General features: G+C 29.6%; 17 protein-coding genes. 5 read left to right on the top strand and 12 right to left on the bottom strand.

Going from position 1 to position 19,626, the window contains the following annotated elements; all coding sequences use genetic code 11:
• Nucleotides 1-82: 82 nt before the first annotated feature.
• The 4 genes from BLV71_RS07685 to BLV71_RS07670 form a co-directional block, all read right to left on the bottom strand.
• On the bottom strand, nt 83-700 hold the full coding sequence (locus BLV71_RS07685; RefSeq protein ID WP_176974373.1) for a 4'-phosphopantetheinyl transferase family protein: 618 nt from the start codon (nt 698-700) through the stop codon (nt 83-85).
• Between the two features lie 91 nt (nt 701-791).
• On the bottom strand, nt 792-1,310 hold the full coding sequence (locus tag BLV71_RS07680; protein ID WP_093869981.1) for a UpxY family transcription antiterminator: 519 nt from the start codon (nt 1,308-1,310) through the stop codon (nt 792-794).
• A 930-nt stretch (nt 1,311-2,240) separates the two neighbouring features.
• Nucleotides 2,241-2,480, bottom strand: coding sequence for a hypothetical protein (locus BLV71_RS07675; RefSeq protein ID WP_093869980.1), 240 nt, complete (start codon nt 2,478-2,480; stop codon nt 2,241-2,243).
• Between the two features lie 3 nt (nt 2,481-2,483).
• Nucleotides 2,484-4,439, bottom strand: coding sequence for a putative porin (locus tag BLV71_RS07670; protein ID WP_093869979.1), 1,956 nt, complete (start codon nt 4,437-4,439; stop codon nt 2,484-2,486).
• Nucleotides 4,440-4,509: 70 nt separating this feature from the next.
• On the opposite strand from BLV71_RS07670, the gene BLV71_RS07665 reads away from it, so the two are divergent.
• Nucleotides 4,510-5,109, top strand: coding sequence for a ribonuclease HII (locus BLV71_RS07665; protein ID WP_093869978.1), 600 nt, complete (start codon nt 4,510-4,512; stop codon nt 5,107-5,109).
• Nucleotide 5,110: 1 nt separating this feature from the next.
• Here the strand turns inward: BLV71_RS07665 and BLV71_RS07660 are convergent, their stop codons facing one another.
• A complete protein-coding gene (locus tag BLV71_RS07660; RefSeq protein WP_093869977.1) occupies nt 5,111-5,638 on the bottom strand; it encodes a hypothetical protein in 528 nt (175 codons plus the stop codon).
• 58 nt (nt 5,639-5,696) lie between these two features.
• On the opposite strand from BLV71_RS07660, the gene BLV71_RS07655 reads away from it, so the two are divergent.
• A complete protein-coding gene (locus BLV71_RS07655) occupies nt 5,697-6,752 on the top strand; it encodes a nucleoid-associated protein (RefSeq protein ID WP_093869976.1) in 1,056 nt (351 codons plus the stop codon).
• A gap of 96 nt (nt 6,753-6,848) precedes the next feature.
• Here BLV71_RS07655 and BLV71_RS07650 read toward each other — a convergent pair whose 3' ends face one another.
• The 3 genes from BLV71_RS07650 to BLV71_RS07640 all read right to left on the bottom strand — a co-directional run bounded on the left by BLV71_RS07650 (nt 6,849) and on the right by BLV71_RS07640 (nt 10,323).
• A complete protein-coding gene (locus tag BLV71_RS07650; RefSeq protein WP_093869975.1) occupies nt 6,849-8,075 on the bottom strand; it encodes a hypothetical protein in 1,227 nt (408 codons plus the stop codon).
• A 21-nt stretch (nt 8,076-8,096) separates the two neighbouring features.
• Nucleotides 8,097-9,371: a tail fiber protein gene (locus BLV71_RS07645; protein ID WP_093869974.1), complete on the bottom strand. Its 1,275-nt coding sequence runs from the start codon at nt 9,369-9,371 to the stop codon at nt 8,097-8,099.
• A 361-nt stretch (nt 9,372-9,732) separates the two neighbouring features.
• Complete coding sequence (locus BLV71_RS07640) at nt 9,733-10,323, bottom strand: PhnA domain-containing protein (protein ID WP_093869973.1); 591 nt, start codon at nt 10,321-10,323, stop codon at nt 9,733-9,735.
• A gap of 65 nt (nt 10,324-10,388) precedes the next feature.
• Between BLV71_RS07640 and BLV71_RS07635 the strand changes: the two genes are divergently transcribed.
• Both BLV71_RS07635 and BLV71_RS18565 read left to right on the top strand, forming a co-directional pair.
• Nucleotides 10,389-10,886: a GNAT family N-acetyltransferase gene (locus BLV71_RS07635; RefSeq protein WP_176974372.1), complete on the top strand. Its 498-nt coding sequence runs from the start codon at nt 10,389-10,391 to the stop codon at nt 10,884-10,886.
• 105 nt (nt 10,887-10,991) lie between these two features.
• Nucleotides 10,992-11,168, top strand: a complete 177-nt coding sequence (locus BLV71_RS18565; protein ID WP_158530874.1) for a hypothetical protein — start codon at nt 10,992-10,994, stop codon at nt 11,166-11,168.
• Between the two features lie 77 nt (nt 11,169-11,245).
• On the opposite strand, the gene rimM is transcribed toward BLV71_RS18565, so the two are convergent.
• From rimM to BLV71_RS07620, 3 genes are all read right to left on the bottom strand, one after another.
• Nucleotides 11,246-11,773: a ribosome maturation factor RimM gene (gene rimM, locus BLV71_RS07630; RefSeq protein WP_093869971.1), complete on the bottom strand. Its 528-nt coding sequence runs from the start codon at nt 11,771-11,773 to the stop codon at nt 11,246-11,248.
• Nucleotides 11,774-11,791: 18 nt separating this feature from the next.
• The gene (locus tag BLV71_RS07625) at nt 11,792-12,292 is read right to left on the bottom strand and encodes a 30S ribosomal protein S16 (protein ID WP_093869970.1); all 501 of its coding nucleotides are present in this window, start codon (nt 12,290-12,292) and stop codon (nt 11,792-11,794) included.
• A 154-nt stretch (nt 12,293-12,446) separates the two neighbouring features.
• Nucleotides 12,447-12,638 (bottom strand): cold-shock protein, encoded by a 192-nt coding sequence (locus BLV71_RS07620; RefSeq protein WP_093869969.1) that lies wholly within the window; start codon nt 12,636-12,638, stop codon nt 12,447-12,449.
• A gap of 241 nt (nt 12,639-12,879) precedes the next feature.
• Between BLV71_RS07620 and dnaE the strand changes: the two genes are divergently transcribed.
• Complete coding sequence (gene dnaE / locus BLV71_RS07615) at nt 12,880-17,253, top strand: DNA polymerase III subunit alpha (RefSeq protein ID WP_093869968.1); 4,374 nt, start codon at nt 12,880-12,882, stop codon at nt 17,251-17,253.
• Nucleotides 17,254-17,279: 26 nt separating this feature from the next.
• Here the strand turns inward: dnaE and BLV71_RS07610 are convergent, their stop codons facing one another.
• Complete coding sequence (locus BLV71_RS07610; RefSeq protein ID WP_176974371.1) at nt 17,280-19,580, bottom strand: T9SS type A sorting domain-containing protein; 2,301 nt, start codon at nt 19,578-19,580, stop codon at nt 17,280-17,282.
• Nucleotides 19,581-19,626: the final 46 nt, after the last annotated feature.

The following is a 19,626-nucleotide window of genomic DNA, read 5'->3' as shown; positions in this document are numbered from 1 at the left end:
TGAGTTTTACATAAGTTTTCTTTTGTTGAATAATGAAATTTTAGATTTATAGTAGATGAATTTTCATGCCTAGTCCCTATATTTATTCTAACAACTCACTAATTGTTGTTAGTTTCAGTTTAACTTCAAAATCTTTGCAGGTAGTTGTTATATTACATTTATAATTATCTTCAACAGATATTGGTTTGTAGTACCATTTTTTAGTTCCAAGTGATATATAATTCTGACAGGTATCAATTGTATTTAATGGTAAATTCAAACCTCTTCCATCGGCTTTAGAAACCGCCTCTTTGATTGTCCAAATGTTATAAAAAGTTGTTATTGGTTCTCTCGACTGAGTAATTGAATTCTTTTCTCTTTTAGTTAATACTGATGAAAAATTGTTTAAATCAATTTTTCTTTCAATTTTTTCTATATCTACACCTATTGGTTCTTTATTTGGAGTAAATGCACAAACAACAAACTCACCTGAATGTGATATACTGAACGAAAAATCATCTTCTAAATAAGGCTTTTTATAAGTAGTATACTTTATATCTAGAAGTGTTTTATCAACTGAAAAAAAATTTAATGCCTTTTTTAATAATAGCTTTCCTATTAAGCTTGACTGACGTCTTTCCCAAAATCGAAATTTATTAATTTCAGCGTGATATTTATTTGGTATTAATTGTAAGCATTCTAACCAAATTTTATCTTTCATTTGATCACCATTATGTACACAGAGTACATGTGCTTTATTATTCATAAGAAGTAAAATAATGTATACTAAAAGTTAGTTATTACATTAATAGTTATACGTTTTCAAGTTGATTCATATAACTTATAGGTAATGTTGCTATAAAATTTTGTCGTAATGAATCTATCCGTACAATAATTTTATTAGTACTATTTATTTTTAAAATTTCACACTCTAAACCATTTAAAGGACCGTTAGTTATTTTTCTAACCTCTCCTATTTTTGGCAATTCTGTATTAACTTCAATTCCTGTAATGTTTTGATCACTTACTAATAATTTCATTTTTTCTATTTCATTTTCTGTAACTCTTGCGTACTCTTTACCAAAACGGATATAAGAGCATACACCATTAACTGACAATGCTTTATGGAATTCAGTAGGAGAATTTAAATTAACAAATAAGTAAGACGGAAGTAATGGCTTTAAAATTACTTTTTTCCTATCGCTCCATTGTTTAAGTGTTTTAATTTGTGGAAAAAAAGTATCTAAACAAATCTCTTTTAGAGACTCATATACCTTTTTTTCCCAACGAGATTTGACATATATTACATGCCAACCGCTAGTGTAGTTCATTATTTAAATTGATTATAGTTGTTTGTTTGTTTTTATGCAAGGCTTCGCCTTTCTCACTTACATGAGGTACTTTTTGTTTGTTTTATAAATGCAATAGTTTTTTGTAAATAGTTATTTATTTGTAGTAGGTAAAATTTAAATAACTATTAATTTATTATAGGTACAATTTTAGTATTTATTTCTTCAAAAAATATTCTTAATTGTTAAGAAATCATGAAAACAACAACTCATTACTCTAATACAAAACAGTAGTTTAACAAAAAAAACACGTTTTGTTTTTCTTATTCACCTAGTTTTTATCGATATGTTTTAGAGTTATTTATAGTTCCTTAAAGAAACCATTTAGAAGGAAATTTAAAAAAAGTTGTTTTTAATATAGTCAAACTCTCTTTAAAAATTAAACAAGTCTACTTCATAAAGTTCTTATTCTTTTTTGAAAAATTAAAACACGTTTTTCTTATAGTTTTTCTTTATTTTTTTACAGTTTAATTTTTAAGCATGGCTTCGCCTCTCTCAATTACATGAGGCATACTATTTTTAAAAAAATATTTGATAAAAAAGTTATTTATGTGTAGTAGATAAATTTAAATAACTATCGTTTTTTTACAGGTACAATTATACTAATTTTTAAATTAAAAATTATCTTCAAATATTAAAAAACTGTAAAAACAGGGTTAACATCCTACTAAAAAACATAAAACAACTAATTTGACAATTGCCTTGTAAGTACTATTAAATATAGACAAGTTAATAATTAGTAGATTTAACGAATTTTCATACTCCTTATAAACCAATAACTTAGCTGTTTGCTTATTATAAAACAGAATTATACTTTTTAAGCATAAATTTAACTAGTAAATAAAAAAACAAAATATATTTTAAAAAACTCTTTTTAATGATAATAATAAACATGTATTACTCCTATTAAAACTAACTTCTTTTTCTTTTACTATTTAGTAAAATAGAAATAAGTAGTAAAATCCATGGTAAACCATGAAGTAAAACATCAAACCAATCCATAAGTTTCATTGGGTTATCTCCTGAAAAAGCACCTCCACCCATAATCCAATTTATTTTCCCAACTATATGAGGTGGATTAAAAGGCGCTAAACCCAATGTTAAGCTAGCAATTAAAAATAATTTCCAATGTTGTCTAAGTTCTTTTTCCATATATTAAATAAACCAGTTCCAAACTACTCCAAAACGAATTGTAAAATCACGATAAGGATGAGAAGGAGCAGATAAGTAGTTCTTGTCAAGGAAAAATGAGCTTATGTTTTCTGCTTTAAAATATATTCGAGTTCTTCTAACCCTACCGTTAAAAAATAAATCAATAGTTGGATACCCAATATCAGTGGTGTTTTGCAACGTAAATTCTCCAAGTAATGGATTATATGCATTAGCCTTATATTTTGAAAAGTATTTAAAAGTAGCTCCTATTTGAACAAAAAGAGGGTTTCCTCTAAACCAGTTATCCGAAAAATACAATGTATTTCTACTTACCAATTCTGGTACTCTTAACACTTCACCTCCACTTGCTACTTTTTGATACATTAGGGTATTATCTAGCGAAAATTTACCTAATGAAAATTCTTTTGATACCTTTAATTTTAAATAATTAACAGTTCCTGAATGTTGCTTTGGAAGCCCTTGTTCATCAAAATAAGTATAATTATCTATATTGGTTAAATCAACAGAAGCATTTCCCCATTTACTTTTAATCTCTCCTCCTAAAATTCTAGTTCCAGTAGAAGCAAAATTATTTTCCCAATTAAACTTATTATAAATACTTTGATGCAGTAAGAAATTAAAATTAGGTAATTTATTATTAATCCTAAGTTTTGCTTTAACAGTAAATAAACTATCTTTTTTATAATATGCTTCGGCATATAAATTATTTCCAGCTAATCTTCCACTTCCAGGGGTTAAAGAACCTGTAGCATTTACATAAAAATTATTTATTTTCCCGTTCCAATCTGCTCCAAATGAAATAGCACTACCTTTTAATTTATTGTTTGCAATTCCAACTAAATTATTCTGCAAATATTTATACCCGTAATCATAATTAGTATAGCTTGTCTTAACTCTAAAACGTCCTAAGACATATTTAGAGTTAAAATCTAAAAACAATTCATTATTATAAAGTAAATAATCCGTTTGGTTGTTTAAAACCCCTACTGCTCTATCAGTGTCAAATATATCTGAAGGTGTAACTTGTTTAAATTCAAAATATTTAGAATCTCTAGTAAATTGGTGTCCTACTTTTAAATTAGAAAAATCTCTATTATTAAGTGAATCTTTTGAGGAGAGTAATTTAAATGTATGCTCGAAGAATAGTCTCTTCCCTTCAAGAACACTTTCTGTATCATTTAATTCAACATCTAATCTACCTCTACTACCGCTAAAATTAGGATTATCTGTTAAAAAATTCAATAACGATTCTGCTGTTAATCCTCCATTCTCTTGATTTGTAAAGTCTTGATTTACTGCATGTCCTCTTATAGCGTATTGCCCTTTTGGTGTTACGTAGTGAAAAGAAACTCTAAAATTTCCAGTGCTAGCCAATGATCGCCTATAAGCACCTAATGACCGTATTCCTTTATACGTTAACGCCACATTTAATCGTTTGGAAAAGTTTGCTGTAAACAACGTTTCTAAAACCTGCCCTTGTTCCAAACCACCTCTATACAAAATTTCAGTAGTTGGGGTAGGCACATGATAATATTTTACATCTTCAATATTTATATAATTAAATTGCTTTGCCCTAAAACCTATATCAGGAAATTGAGAAGTAGTATTAAAATCATATCCTAAATTATTAAAAGTCTGTCCTTGGTTATGAAATGCTAATAGTTCAAAATTATCTTTCCTTAAAAAATTAAATTTATAGTTTTTTTGTATCGTTAAAGTTGTATCAATAATAGTAGTATCCCTTTTATGTGAAATAATTTTATAATCTGTATACTTTGTTCTTCCACTTAACTCAACATCAATTTCACCTCCAGGTAATGAATCTCTATTTTGATTAACACCTCCTAATCCTCCAAAACCTCCATCTAATTCTCTAACCTGAGAAAAAACAAGTTGCACACTTATTACACAAAATAATACTAAGAAACTTTTTTTCATATCTACAAAAGTATAATAATAAAATGAGAAAAAATGTGAATATTTTCTTTGAAAACTGTTAATTTGTAGTATGTTGAAACTAAATTATAGCGGATTTTCTTTAGAGGTTGGCACTGACGAAGCTGGAAGGGGTTGTTTATCTGGACCTGTAGTTGCTGCAGCGGTTATTTTACCTCCTAATTTTAACCATGATTTATTAAATGACTCTAAACAACTTTCAGAAAAAAAGCGCTATGAACTACGTCCTTATATTGAAAAAGAAGCTCTAGCTTTTGGAGTATCTTTTATTTATCAAGATGAAGTTGATGAGATTAATGTTTTACAAGCTTCTATTACTGGAATGCATCGCTCTATAGAGCAATTAAGCGTAGAACCAGAATTTATTATTGTTGACGGAAATAAGTTTAAACAATATAAAGAAATCCCTCATGAAACCATAATTAAAGGAGATGCTAAATATATGAGTATTGCTGCTGCCTCTGTTTTAGCTAAAACATATAGAGATGATTATATGGAAAAAATTCATCAAGAATTTCCACAATATAATTGGAAAAAAAATAAAGGTTATCCAACAAAAGAGCACCGTAATGCTATTCGTGAATTTGGAGCAACAATACATCATAGAAAATCATTTAAGTTATTACCTGAGCAATTAACACTTAAATTATAGCCTATTTTGATTTTGCTCCTACAAAATGATCAGACTTTAACTTAAATAACACATTAAAAGTTGTTAAACTACCATAAATTCGAGTAATATATTGTTGTAAATCTACTTTATCTTGATCTGCTAAAGTTTTACTAGCATTTATTTTTTGCTCCATTACTCTAATCCGATCACGAACCATTACCACTTTATGAAAAAAAGTATCAATAGGTATTTCTTTTGAACTTAAGTTAGTATCGGCTGGCTGTATAATTAAATTACCTCCTTTAAATTTATCAGCTATAGGTACTATCTCAGTAACATCACTCCATTGCTTTAAAATTTTTCTCAAAGAACTTTCAACTTCATAAAAACTTACAGAATCTACTTCCTGATTTACAGCTTCAATAATATCAAAATCATCATTTAAAGCTATTGTTTCTAAACCATTTTCTTGAAAAGTAACCCAATAATGCTTACTATCTACATTAGTAACTACACCAAAACCATATTCTGAGTGATTAATTCTTGATCCTATTCCTAATAATTTCATATTCTATTATTTTTAACGGTACTAAAATACTTATTTTTGTCTTTCAATTTTTTAGAAAATGATTAAAAGAACACGTGCAGAAATTAATAAATGTATTATTCATAAAGTTGCTAATAAATACAATAGTGGCCAGAATGCTTTATCAGAAAGTCTAGTACGTTTTGACGAAGAAAGTTATGAATTATTAATGCCTTTTTTATTAAAAAATTTTGGTACTGTTACTCAAAGCTATCGCTTTAGTCATCATGCTGACGTTCGTTTAAACGAAATTAATAAATACACTTCTGATATTTTTGAAGATGACAATAATGAAGTTTTTATTGAAAATTCAAAAAATATTGTCAACCACCTATATGAACAATCTAACTCTGCCAATATAAAAACCGGAGATGTTATTGTTGCTTACTTTGAAGGAATTGAGTATAAAGATGTGTTAACAGAAGCTGTTGGTATTTTTAAAATTGAAAGTAAGGTTGACTTTTTTCAAACATATTTAGATGATGAAAGCTTTGATGTTGTAGTACAAAAAGGTATTTCAACAAAAAAATTAGATAAAGGTTGTTTAATTTTAAATTCTTCTGATACAGAAGGAACTGTTGTTTTATCTATTGACAATAATAATTACGATGCTCAATATTGGATAAAAAATTTTTTAAGTGTAAAGTTTGCAGATGATAGAAACCTACATACTCAAAATTATCTAGAAATGTGTAAAGACTTTTCTGAAGAAATTATAAAACCTGAATTAGGAAAGCAAGAACAAAGTTCATTTTTAGCAAATACTGTTGACTATTTTAAGGAACATGAAAGTGTAGATTATCATGGCTTTAAAGATGAAGTTTTTGAAGATGATAAACACAAAGACATGTTCGAAGATTACAAGAAACATTTTGAAAAATTGAACGATGTTTTAATTAGAAATAATTTTGAAGTATCAGACCCTGTTTTAAAAAAGGAAAAAAGTAAATTTAAAACTGAAATTAAACTAGATACAAATATCCAAATTAAAATTGATGTTGATGCTCCTGATGCCTCTACCGAATATTTAGAACAAGGATATGATGAGGATAAAAAAATGAAGTTTTATAAAGTATACTATAACGCTGAAAAATAAATATTACCGCATAGTTTCCTCTAACAAAAGATACTTTCAAAAAATAAAAAACTCGAAGCCTTATAACTTCGAGTTTTTTTATTTTTAATTTTTTGACTATTCCTTCTTTTCTAGCACCTGTTTCACTAGTAATTTTAAGGTTTCAATTTCTTTAGCCTGCTTATCTAACTTCTTTTCTTGTTGTATTGTGTATAGGGTTAACTCCTCGATTTTTTGCAACAATTTGGCATCCATTTCACCTAAAAAGAAACCGTGTTTTTTCACTTCGGTCGCACTAGGTATATTTTGTAAATGCCCTTTTGTTTTAATATGATTTTCTACTTCGGTAAGTGTTGGTAAGTTATAGTCTTTAGCAAAAACAAAATCTGACCAATTAGTGTACGTAGCAATTTTAACTTCTGTAGCTGCTATTTTACCATTTACTCCTAATTTGAAACCTTTGGTATCTGTAGTTCCGATACCTACTGTACCTTTGTCTGTTAATGCCATTAAATCAATATAATTAAAAGGTGCATATACAGAAGCATCAGGTGTTACTCTAAAAAACAATCCACCTCCATAGAGTTTGTTCGAACTGTTATCTGCAAAAATTCGATCATTTATATCATGTCCAATTCTAAGATTTGTATGAGGTGAAGCTAATGCATCTAATTTAACAAAACCATTAACATCTAATTTAAACTCTGTAGTAAGACTTGAAATTCCAATCCCAACATTTCCATTGTCATATGTAATGTCATTTCCATTTTTTTCCCAAACATTACTTATATTGGTATTTTCTACAACTGGAGGTTGAAAGTCAGCTGTATTAACCCCAGTAGGAATTTCGTTAATTATTATTTGACCTTGAGCAGTAAATGAATCTACTTTGTTTCTTAAATGAGTGATTTTAGCTTGATAAATACTGTAATATTTAACATCTACATATATATCAATAGTTTTATTAATATACCCAGCATATGTAGTAGTATGATTAACAGAACTACCCAATATCAATCTAGTATGTCTTTGAATACCTTTAGATTCAACAAGAATTGTTTTTGGTAATGTAGCGCCTGTTCCTTGACCATTACCTAACTCAATAATATATTTTTCGTAACCAGATGCACTGAGGATATTAAATAATTCAACTTGAATAATACTACTATTTTGCCAATGCTGAGAGTTATACAAAACGGTAGCTATTTTATACCGCTTTGGTTGTGCCGCATCTGCTGAAAAAGGGTTTGTTACTGTTGATTGAAGTCCATTTTGATTAATGGTGTTTTGAGCGACTAGATTAACCGCTAATATAAATGTTATCGTAAATAAGAATTTTTTCATTATCAATTTGATGTTTAAAATTTATTTATTATTATTTTCTAGATTGGTCATTCTTTCTTCTAATTTTTCAATAATAGAAAGTAGTTTTTTATTATTTCTCTCTGAATTCTCTATTTTCTTTTCTTGCTGAATAGTATACAATGTTAATTCTTCAACTTTCTGTAATAACTTTTTATTCATTGACCCTAATTCTATTCCTCCTGCTTTCTCCACTTCTTTAGCCGATGGAATATTAGCTAAATGACCTTTTGTTTTAATATGGTTTTCTACTTCTGTTAATGTTGGTAAGTTATACTCTTTTGTAAATACATAATCTGGCCAACCTACTAAATCTACTTTTACTTCTTTAGTATGTATTTTTCCGTTTACTGCTAATTTCTCATCTGGAGTTGTTGTACCTATGCCTACATTACCATTAGTATGTATCATCATTCTACTTGTTTGGCTTGTATTAGCTATTTCATCTGCTGTAACATTTCCAGATTTACCAAAAAAGTTAATCAAACCATTTTGACCTATCTTAATCCCTGTGAAACCAGTAGATGCAGTTTTACCTACTCGCCCATTGAAATTATCAGTAGCATCTTGATATCTAGCATAAACATTTTTTCCTAAAATCAACCCGCCATCTGATCTAGTTGAACCGATTGAAGAATACCCTTTACCACCACCAAGCATAATAAGACCTCTTGTAGTTGACCTACCTATTTGTAAGTTCGATTCTGGAGTTGTTGTACCTATACCTACATTACCACTATTTAAATCTACATTAAACAAGTTACTTTCTGTAACTTTAGTTCCTGTTTTTTTACCTATGAAAAATTTATTGTTATTTGCGAAAGCTAAAGCTGACCTCGAAGAACTTGAAGAATCATTAAATTCAATACTAGGAACAAATTCTTTAATAGTAATTGAAGAATTCCCTGTAACATCCAACTGGTTTTGAGGATTCACCTCTACTGTTCTAACACTACTGTGTTGTACTTCTAGTTTTGCATTTGGCGAAGTGGTACCAATACCTACATTCCATAGAGTTATTATTTTACTCATCCGATCTTCCCTTCCTAACATGATTCCTCCAGATATTGAATTACCTCCTAAAGCAATCCTAAAAGGTTCGTTTGCACTAGTTGAATTTTGAAGATAAAACCCTCTGCCTCCTGTAGCTATGATATTAAATTGATTTGCTTGAACAGTTCCTGATGTTATATTAGTACTTGTATTACTCCATTGAGCATACCCTTGATTACCTATTAACAATATTAATCCTAAAAAAAATTGTTTTATTGTTTTCATTTTAATTTTTGTTTTTGTTTTTGTTTTTGTTTAAGCCCTTTTATATAAATAACTATTTATTTTAGTTTTTCTTTGCTGAATAACAACACTATGCTAATTCTTTTATTCTTATAAAAGTTTAACATTAATTTCACATAAAAAGAAGCTGTTAATTTTACCTCTCTTGTACTTGGTTTGTTTTTGGTAATTAGCAATACTTTTTTATTCCTCTTTTACATTTCTAATTCTTCTAGCAATTTTTAATTAATCCACTGTAATTTAGCTACAAATGTATTTTTTTTTAAAATTAATTCTTTCACTCTACAATATTTCACTAGTAACAATTTACCCGTTTATTTTTTTCAATTTACAAATTGTTCCCTTATTCTTTCTCTGCCATTTTCTTTACATAATCTGTAATGATTACAATTTGAGTAGGCCCTACTTTTCCTTCAATATACTTTGCATTTTCATGGTCTAAAGAAATTCTACGAACAGCAGTACCTTGTTTTGCTACCATGCTTGATCCTTTCACCTTTAAATCTTTTATCAGTACAACACTATCTCCGGCTTCTAAAATAGCTCCATTAACATCACGATGTATTATTTTTTCACTTTCATCTAAATGCTCTCCGGTAGATTGAGCAAAACGTAATTCTTCATCTTCTAAATACATCATATCTAATAAGTCTTGTGGCCATCCTTGACTTTTTAAACGATGTAACATTCTCCATGCTACCACTTTTACAGCCCTGAACTCACTCCACATGCTATCATTTAAACAACGCCAATGATTTGCTTCTGTAGTTTCTGGTTCTTCAATTTGCCCTATACAAGTACCACAAGCTAGTAAACTACCATCTACACCTCCTGTTGAAATTGGTGGCACTTCATATATTTTTAAATCATTTTTTGCAGCACACAACTCACATTGATTTCCACTTCTTTCTTGTAATTCCTGTAGTAAACTCATTTCTTATAAATTAAAGAAACAAATGTACATTTTTAAATGAATTTATCTATTTTTAAATCATGATATTGAGTACAGAAAGACTAACATTAAAAATGGTTGAAGCAAACGATGCTCCCTTTTATTTTGAGCTATTTAATGACCCTGATTTTATTAAAAACATCAATGATAAAAACTTAAAATCAGTAGAAGAAACTCATACTTTTTTACAACAAAAAATGATTCCAAACTTATGTAAAGATGGACTAGGATTTTTTACTGTTTACGAAAATGAAAGAAATATTCCAATTGGAGTATCAAGCTTACTAAGTAGAGAAAAAACTGATTATTATGATGTAGGCTATGCTTTTCTGCCTATAGGAAGAGGAAAAGGCTATGCTTTTGAAGCTACTGAATGTATTATGATATACACTAAAGAAGTTTTAAAACAAGATAAAATAATAGCTTTTACTATGCCTCAAAACCAAGCATCAAAAAGACTATTAACAAAACTCGGATTTAACTATGTTGGATTAAAAGAAATTCAAGAAGGCAATAAGGATAGCCTCTTTGAATACATTTTTTAACTTTTGGTGCCTAAAATTTAACTTTTGTTTTTTTTTAAACTAAATCAAATTAACTAGTTTCGCGCCATAATTACCAAGCCTTTTTTTTAATCAAACCAAACTAAAATGAGATTATTTAAAAAAAGAGCTACATATTCTTCTAAAAAGAAGCGTGAGAAGTTTTTACTTTTTCCATTATTTTATAGAGGATCTGTTTATTGGTTAGAAAACGTTCTTATTAAAAAAAACTTTAACGGAATGTCTTACCAAATTACCGATGTTATAAGAATAAAGAATATGTAAGCTTACAAAAAAAAGTTTTCCCCTTATTTTTGTTTTACTTTTCTCTTTATATTTAATAATAAGATATTATTTGCTTTTTAATCTAAGTATAAATCTATTAAACCTTCTGGTGTAGTAACTTCAACAATTTTATTATCTCTATCTATTTTTTTGATAAAATCATCTATCATAGGGATAAAAACTTCATTCCCATCTCTATCTATCTCAAATAGAGGTTGAGCTGAAGTATCATTAATACTTTGTATTTCACCTACCTCACCAAAATTAGTATCTATAACAGTAAAACCAATTACTTCATGATAATAAAATTTATTTCCGGTAAGCTTAGGCAATAAGTTTAATGGTAAATAAATACCTGCACGCATAATAGCATCTGCATCTTGCTCAGTATTTACATCTTCAAACTTAACACGAAACATGGTGCTTTTACTTAAAGATGATTTTTCAATAAAAAATGGAATCAAGTTATTGCCTAAATCGACAAAAACTGATTCCAAATCTCTATAAAGTTCAGGCTCATCAGTATCTAACTTAATAACTACCTCGCCCTTAAAACTATGTTTTTTAACGATTTTGCCAAGATAAAAGCATTCTTCTTTTTGCATCATCGCTCTCTATAGTTTTTATTCTTCGCTATCTGCTCCGCTTTCTGCTACAGCATCCTCACTATCAACAGCAGGTGTGTTAGCAGCGATACGCGCTTCATTAACAGCTTTTTCAGCTTCTAATGCTTTTGCTTTAGCATCAGCTTGAGCTTTAGCTAAACCATCAACTTTACCAGCTACTTTACCAGCTTTTTCATCTAACCAAGCAGTAAATTTTGCTTCAGCTTGCTCTTCAGTTAAAGCTCCTTTTTTTACTCCACCAGCTAAATGGTTTTTCAATAAAGCTCCTTTGTAAGATAAAATTGTTCTAGCAGTATCAGTTGGCTGTGCTCCATTTTGTAACCATTGTACAGTTCCATCAACATCTAAATCGATGGTAGCAGGGTTAGTGTTTGGATTGTAAGTTCCTAATTTCTCTAAGAAACGTCCATCTCTTTTAGCTCTTGAATCTGCAGCTACTACCCAGTAAAATGGTTTTCCTTTTTTACCGTGTCTTTGTAATCTAATTTTTACAGGCATAATTTTAATTTGTAAGGTACACGTACCTTGATTATTAATTAAGTGCGCAAATTTATAAAATATTTCTCATATACAACTATAAAAATACATCTATTTAAAATAAAAAAAAGAGCCTGAAAAACAAGCTCTTAAGAAAATAAAATCAGTGTGAAAATTATATCACTCTAACGCTAACTGCGTTTAATCCTTTTTTTCCTTCTTTTAGTTCAAACTCAACTGTATCACCTTCTCTAATCTCATCGATTAATCCTGATACGTGTACAAAGTGCTCTGTGTTTGATCCTGTTTCTGTAATAAATCCAAAACCTTTAGATTCATTGAAGAACTTTACTGTTCCTTGTTTCATTGTAAAAAATATTATATTAAAGCACAAATATACTTTTATTAACTGATAATTTATCGATTTTTTTTTATTTATTTAAAACTTAACATCTTGATAACACACTAACTAACACAGGTTTCAGCTATCTAAAAAACAATATTCTCTCTATAAAATTAATCGTTAATAACTTCTAGAGAAAACATTCTAAATTCTTTGTATTTTTACACATTGTTTTTTGAAATTCTTCAATAAGAAAACTATACCGATGTACTTAATTTTTGATACTGAAACTACTGGATTACCAAAAAGTTGGAATGCTCCAATTACTGATACTGATAATTGGCCTAGATGTATTCAAATTGCATGGCAATTGCATGATGAAATGGGTAATTTAATTGAACATAATGATTTTCTTATAAAACCTGATGGATTTAACATTCCTTATGATGCTGAACGTATTCATGGTATTTCAACTGATTTAGCTATTGAACAAGGGATCTCTTTAGATGAAGGGTTACAATTATTTAATGAAGCTTTAGGAAAAACAAAATTTGTTGTTGGTCAAAATGTAGGTTTTGATGTAAACATCATGGGGTGTGAGTTCCATCGTTTGGGTGTTGAAAACAACTTAACAAAATTACCTGTTTTAGATACCTGTACAGAACACACCGCAACACTTTGTCAAATACCTGGAGGACGTGGAGGTAAATTTAAATTACCAACACTTACCGAACTACATAAACATTTATTTGGTAGCGGGTTTGGAGAAGCCCACAATGCTACTGCCGATGTAGAAGCTACAACAAGATGTTTTTTAGAACTTATTCGTTTACGTCAATATACTGAAGAAAAACTTGATGTACCTTCTGATTACTTTAAACGTTTTTCGGAAGTAAACCCAATGCCAATTAAAGTAATAGGGTTAAAGCATTTAAACCTTAAAAGGGAAAGTGAAAAAATACGCAAGCAAAATTCTTCTCAAGAAGAAGCTAGCGATACTATTTCAACTTCTGAAGGATTAGCAACTTTAAAGGATGTTCAGTTTGCTCATTTACACAATCATACTCAATACTCGGTTCTTCAATCTACCATACAAATTGGAAACATTATAAAAGCAGCTGCAAAAGACAACATGTCTGCAATTGCAATGACTGATACTGGTAATATGATGGCTGCCTTTCATTTTGTTCAAGCGGTATTAAATCATAATAAATCAATAGAAGCTGCGAATAAAGAAGCTATTGAAAAAGGAGAAGAACCAAACGGACAAATTATAAAACCAATTATAGGTTGTGAATTTAATGTTTGTACCGATCACACCAATAAAAGCCAGAAAGATAATGGACATCAAGTTGTACTATTAGCTAAAAACAAAAACGGATATCATAACCTAGCGAAAATGTCTTCTATCGCTTTTGTTGATGGCTTTTACTATATTCCTAGAATTGATAGAGAGGTTATAAAAAAATACAAAGAAGATGTTATTGTTTTAACAGGAAATCTTTATGGAGAAGTTCCTAGTAAAATATTAAATGTTGGAGAGGCTCAAGCTGAAGAAGCCTTACTTTGGTGGAAAGAACAATTTGGCGAGAATTTATACATCGAGTTAATGCGTCATGGGCAAGAAGATGAAAAAGTAGTTAACAAAACACTCTTAGAATTTTCCAAGAAGCATGATGTAAAAATCGTTGCCACAAACAACACTTTTTATTTAGGAAAAGAAGATGCCAATGCACATGATATTTTATTATGTGTTAAAGATGGAGAAAAACAAGCAACACCAAAAGGAAGAGGAAGAGGATATCGTTATGGTTTACCTAATGACGAGTATTACTTTAAATCTTCGGAAGAAATGAAAACCTTGTTTGCTGATCTTCCAGAGGCTATCATAAATATTCAAGAAATTGTAGATAAAGTTGAACCATTTACCTTAGCTCGTGATGTATTATTACCTGCCTTTGATATTCCTGAGGAGTTTAGAGATGAAAAAGATAATGATGATGGAGGAAAACGTGGTGAAAATAATTTTTTACGCCATTTAACATATGAAGGTGCAAAAAAGCGATACGGAGAAATTACTGAAAGTATTCGTGAGCGTTTAGATTTTGAACTTGAAGTTATTGAAAAAACCGGGTATCCTGGATATTTCTTAATTGTAGAAGATTTTATTCGAGAGGCAAGAAACATGGATGTTTCTGTTGGTCCTGGACGTGGTTCAGCTGCTGGTAGTGTAGTAGCTTTTTGTTTATGGATAACCAATATAGATCCAATTAAGTATGATTTACTTTTTGAGCGTTTCTTAAATCCTGAACGTGTATCAATGCCCGATATTGATATTGATTTTGATGACGAAGGAAGAAGTCGAGTAATGGATTATGTAATTGATAAATACGGAGCAAATCAAGTAGCCCAAATTATCACTTATGGTACCATGGCTGCCAAATCATCTATTAGAGATACGGCCAGAGTTTTAGATTTACCATTATTTGAAGCTGATCGAATTGCCAAATTAATTCCTGGAATGAAGTTAAAAAAAATCTTTTCTTTAGATGAGAAAGGATTAAAAGAAAAACTTCGTTCAGAAGAAATTGAATTAGTTAACGAATTAAAACGCTTATCTAATGGTTCTGATTTAATGGCAGAAACCATTAATAAAGCACGAATTTTAGAAGGTTCAGTTCGTAATACTGGTATACATGCCTGTGGTGTTATTATTACTCCTGATGATATTACAAAGTTTGTACCTGTAGCTCTTGCTAAGGATTCAGACATGTATGTTACTCAATTTGACAACTCGGTAGTTGAGAGTGCTGGACTTCTAAAAATGGATTTCTTAGGGTTAAAAACATTAACCCTTATTAAAGATACTGTTAAGATTGTTAAAGCTAGACATGATGTAGATTTAGACCCTGAAAATTTCCCTATTGACGACGTAAAAACATACGAATTGTTCCAACGTGGAGAGACTATTGGTATTTTTCAATATGAATCTGCAGGAATGCAAAAATATATGCGAGAACTGAAACCAACAGTTTTTGCCGATTTAATTGCCATGAATGCCTTATATAGGCCTGGACCTTTAGAATATATTCCTTCGTTTATTAGAAGAAAACATGGAGATGAAGAAATAGAATATGACCTTCCTGTTATGGAAGAGTACTTAGCTGAGACATATGGAATTACTGTTTATCAAGAGCAAGTAATGCTTTTATCTCAAAAACTAGCAGATTTTACAAAAGGTGAAGCTGATGTACTTCGTAAAGCCATGGGTAAAAAACAAATTGCTGTTTTAGCTAAAATGAAACCAAAATTTGTTGAACAGGCAAAAACTAACGGACATGATGAAGAGAAGTTAGAGAAAATTTGGAAAGACTGGGAAGCCTTTGCCTCGTATGCATTTAACAAATCTCACTCTACATGTTATGCTTGGATTGCCTACCAAACTGCATATTTAAAAGCCCATTACCCTGCTGAATATATGGCTGCAGTACTTTCTAATAATATGAATGATATAAAATCTGTATCATTTTTCATGGAAGAATGTAAACGCATGGGATTAGAGGTTTTAGGTCCAGATATTAATGAATCTTTTTCTAAGTTCTCTGTAAATAAAGAAGGGGCTGTTCGTTTTGGAATGGCTGCAATTAAAGGAGTTGGTGCTAATGCTGTACGAGCTATTATTGATGAACGTAGAGAAAATGGAAATTTCAATTCTATTTTCGATGCTTCTAAACGTGTAGATTTACGTGTAGCCAACAAAAAAGCTTTTGAAGGGTTAATTTTAGCAGGCGGTTTTGATTCTTTTGCTAATACACATAGAGCACAATACTTTGTTGAAGACGAAAAAAATCAAACTTTTTTAGAAAAAGCACTTCGTTTTGGTAATAAATATCAAGAAAACAAAAATTCTTCGCAAGTTTCATTATTTGGGGAAGCCTCTGCTGTAGAACTACCCGAACCTATTATTCCTGAATGCGAAACATGGGGTACAATGGAATTACTAGCCAAAGAAAAAGAAGTAATTGGAATGTATATTTCTGCTCACCCTTTAGATGATTTTAAAAATGAGTTAAAATTTTGTAATGCTTCTCTTTCACATTTTAAAGATATTGCTAAATATGAAGGTTTGGCTTTAACTTTTGCAGGAATTGTTACCGATGTTCAACATCGAGTATCTAAAGCTGGTAAAGGATGGGCTTCTTACATTGTTGAAGACTATAATGACAGCTTTGAATTTAGAGTTTTTGGTGAAGAATACTTGAAATTTAAACATTTTTTGGTTCCAAATTCATTCTTATTTGTCAAAACCATGATTAAACCTGGTTGGACAAATAAAGAAGGAGTAAAAGGGGATCCTAGAGTTTCTTTTACAGATTTTAATTTACTTCATGACATTATGGATAAAATGTGTAAAAAAATCACCATTACAATGCCTTTAGATAAGGTAAAAGAAGATATTATTAAAGATTTACAACATTTATTTGCCACTAATAAAGGATCACAAGGGTTAAACTTTACCATATGGGATGCTGACGAAAAAATAGAGTTAAATTTACCTAGTAGAACAACAAAAATTAAAATTTCTAATGAGTTTCTAAAAGCTTTAGATGAACAATTTATTAACTATAAATTGAATTAATAAATTGCTCTTTTCTATTTAAGTATTTATTTCTTATTTGAAATTAATACTTTTTTACTAACTGTTAATTCATCATCTATGATATGCAACAAATAAAGACCTTTACTAAAATTTGAAATATCAATCTCCTTTTTAACACAATGTTCAGAAAACTGTAGAAGTAATTTACCCTGACTATCAAACAGATTAAACTTATACTTCTTATGAATAGGTAAATCTATAATTATTCTTTCTGAAGTTGGATTAGGGTATATTTTATATTCCCCCTTTTTTGTTAGGGGTAACCTTTTTTGTTTTGTACTATTTATTACTTCATCTTTTTCTTTAGCCTCTTGAGATTTATAATAACTACGGTTATACTTTGGTGGATTCCCCATATGCAAAATATCTGTTATACCATCTCCATCAAAATCTCCAAATTTCAAATCATTTATTAAATAACCACTTGCTCCTAATACAACCTCAGAGTTAGAGGTACTTAAAACTGTAGTCCAATTTATTCCATTTGCGGTAAACATATCCTCTATTCCATCTCCATCAAAATCTTTAACATGCTCTTCATTTGTATAGGGCCCATTATATATACTTTTCCATTCACTAGTTCCATTAGCACTTCCCTCAGAAACCTGCCACCAATTCCCATCCACTTGTCTTAATACATCTGAATAATTATCATTATTATAATCTCTAATAACAAGATCGTTACTCTTATAACCACTGGACGTGTATATTTTCCATTCAGACATTCCGCTCCATGAAACTAACCAATTTTCACCATCTCCTCTAAAAAGATCAGTTTTACCATCACCATTAAAATCTCCTAATAGTATTGGTTGATCTGCCCCATAAAATAATGAAGAAGAGATAATATTCCAATTACTTCGTCCACTCCATGAAACATACATCATAGTTATAGTTGAGTTAAACTTATTGTTATTCACATTCATTTTATATTTAGAATTATCGATATCACCATAACAATGATTCCAACCTTTAGTAGTTGGGGTTGAATAAGTCAACGAGACATCCTTTTCTAAGGGATATTTATTTTCATGACTGTTAGATGAATTAATATCTTCCCATGATGAAGTACCATTTAAACTTCCATATGAAACGGTCCATTTATCATCAGATACATGATGCATTATATCATCAAAACCATCATTATTAAAATCCTTTATAATTAAATTATCAAGTTTATAACCACTTGTTGAATATTTTACCCAATTTTGAGTACCTCCATAATTCACCCACCATATACCTCTATCTGCTCGAAAATAATCTATTAAACCATCGTTATTAAAATATCCTTTTGCATATTTTTGTTCTATAACTTGATTGTTTATTGCTGTCATTTGGATTTTAACCGCATGCTTTCTTGAAGAATCAGAAAAATAATTATTGTAAATAGTTGCTTTATTTTGTGGAATAGCCCTTATTTTAATTGTTGGATAAGTAGATTCTGGTGAAGAGTTAACATCTGGTCTATCTCCTTTATATAGAAAAGTATTATTATGAATTAGTACTGAATTCCCTGCAAAATTACATGTTGGATCTAAATAAAAACAATCATTATTTGGGTCATTATTATATTTATTAGAATGCATATCAAAACTATGATCTTCTCCATTTGGTAAAATCAAATTATATGCAGCAGTATATTTTTGCCCTGATTTACCAGATCCAGCAATACTATGTCTATTATAATCAAATTTATTATATGCAATAAGTGGTGTTGAATCCCCATCTACTTCAACACCATAACCATAACCAGTTCGTGAATTATGGTGTATAAAATTATGATGTATTTTAGTAGTTTTACCTGTTTTTAATTCTATCGCTGAATTTGGCCATCCTAATAATTCACAATTATCAACTTCTAAACCTTCTCCACGTGAACTTATTCCTCTTGAAAGTATATCTACAGCTTTAACATCTTTATAAGGTCCTTCAATTATTAAACCAGTTATCCTTACTATCCCTTTGGTTATAATAAATGGATCACTTGATAAATTACCTATAGATTTAATTATCTTACTAATTTCTGTATCTTTTGTTCCTCTATTACCTGCTAAAACAACTCCATTAGGAATGTTTATTATGACATTTTCTGGAACCTCAATTGTACCATTTACATATATTTTTTGTTTACTCTTAAGCGCTTCAACTAAATCTCCATAGTTAGAAACACTATAAAAACCTGAAGTATCATTAATTACTTTTGAATATCCTATTCCTCCACCAACGGGTCCGCTTGGCAAATTATATTCTTGAGAAAAAACATTTATACTACAAATAAACGCTATTACAAATTTTAAGTTTTTCAATATCATAATCTTTTTCTAGCAAAACTAAGCATTAAACTAATATATA

The organism is Tenacibaculum sp. MAR_2010_89 (assembly GCF_900105985.1).
Lineage (GTDB): Bacteria > Bacteroidota > Bacteroidia > Flavobacteriales > Flavobacteriaceae > Polaribacter > Polaribacter halocynthiae.
The sequence above is the reverse complement of the archived record's forward strand: the minus strand, read 5'-3'. Positions and strand labels throughout refer to the sequence as shown.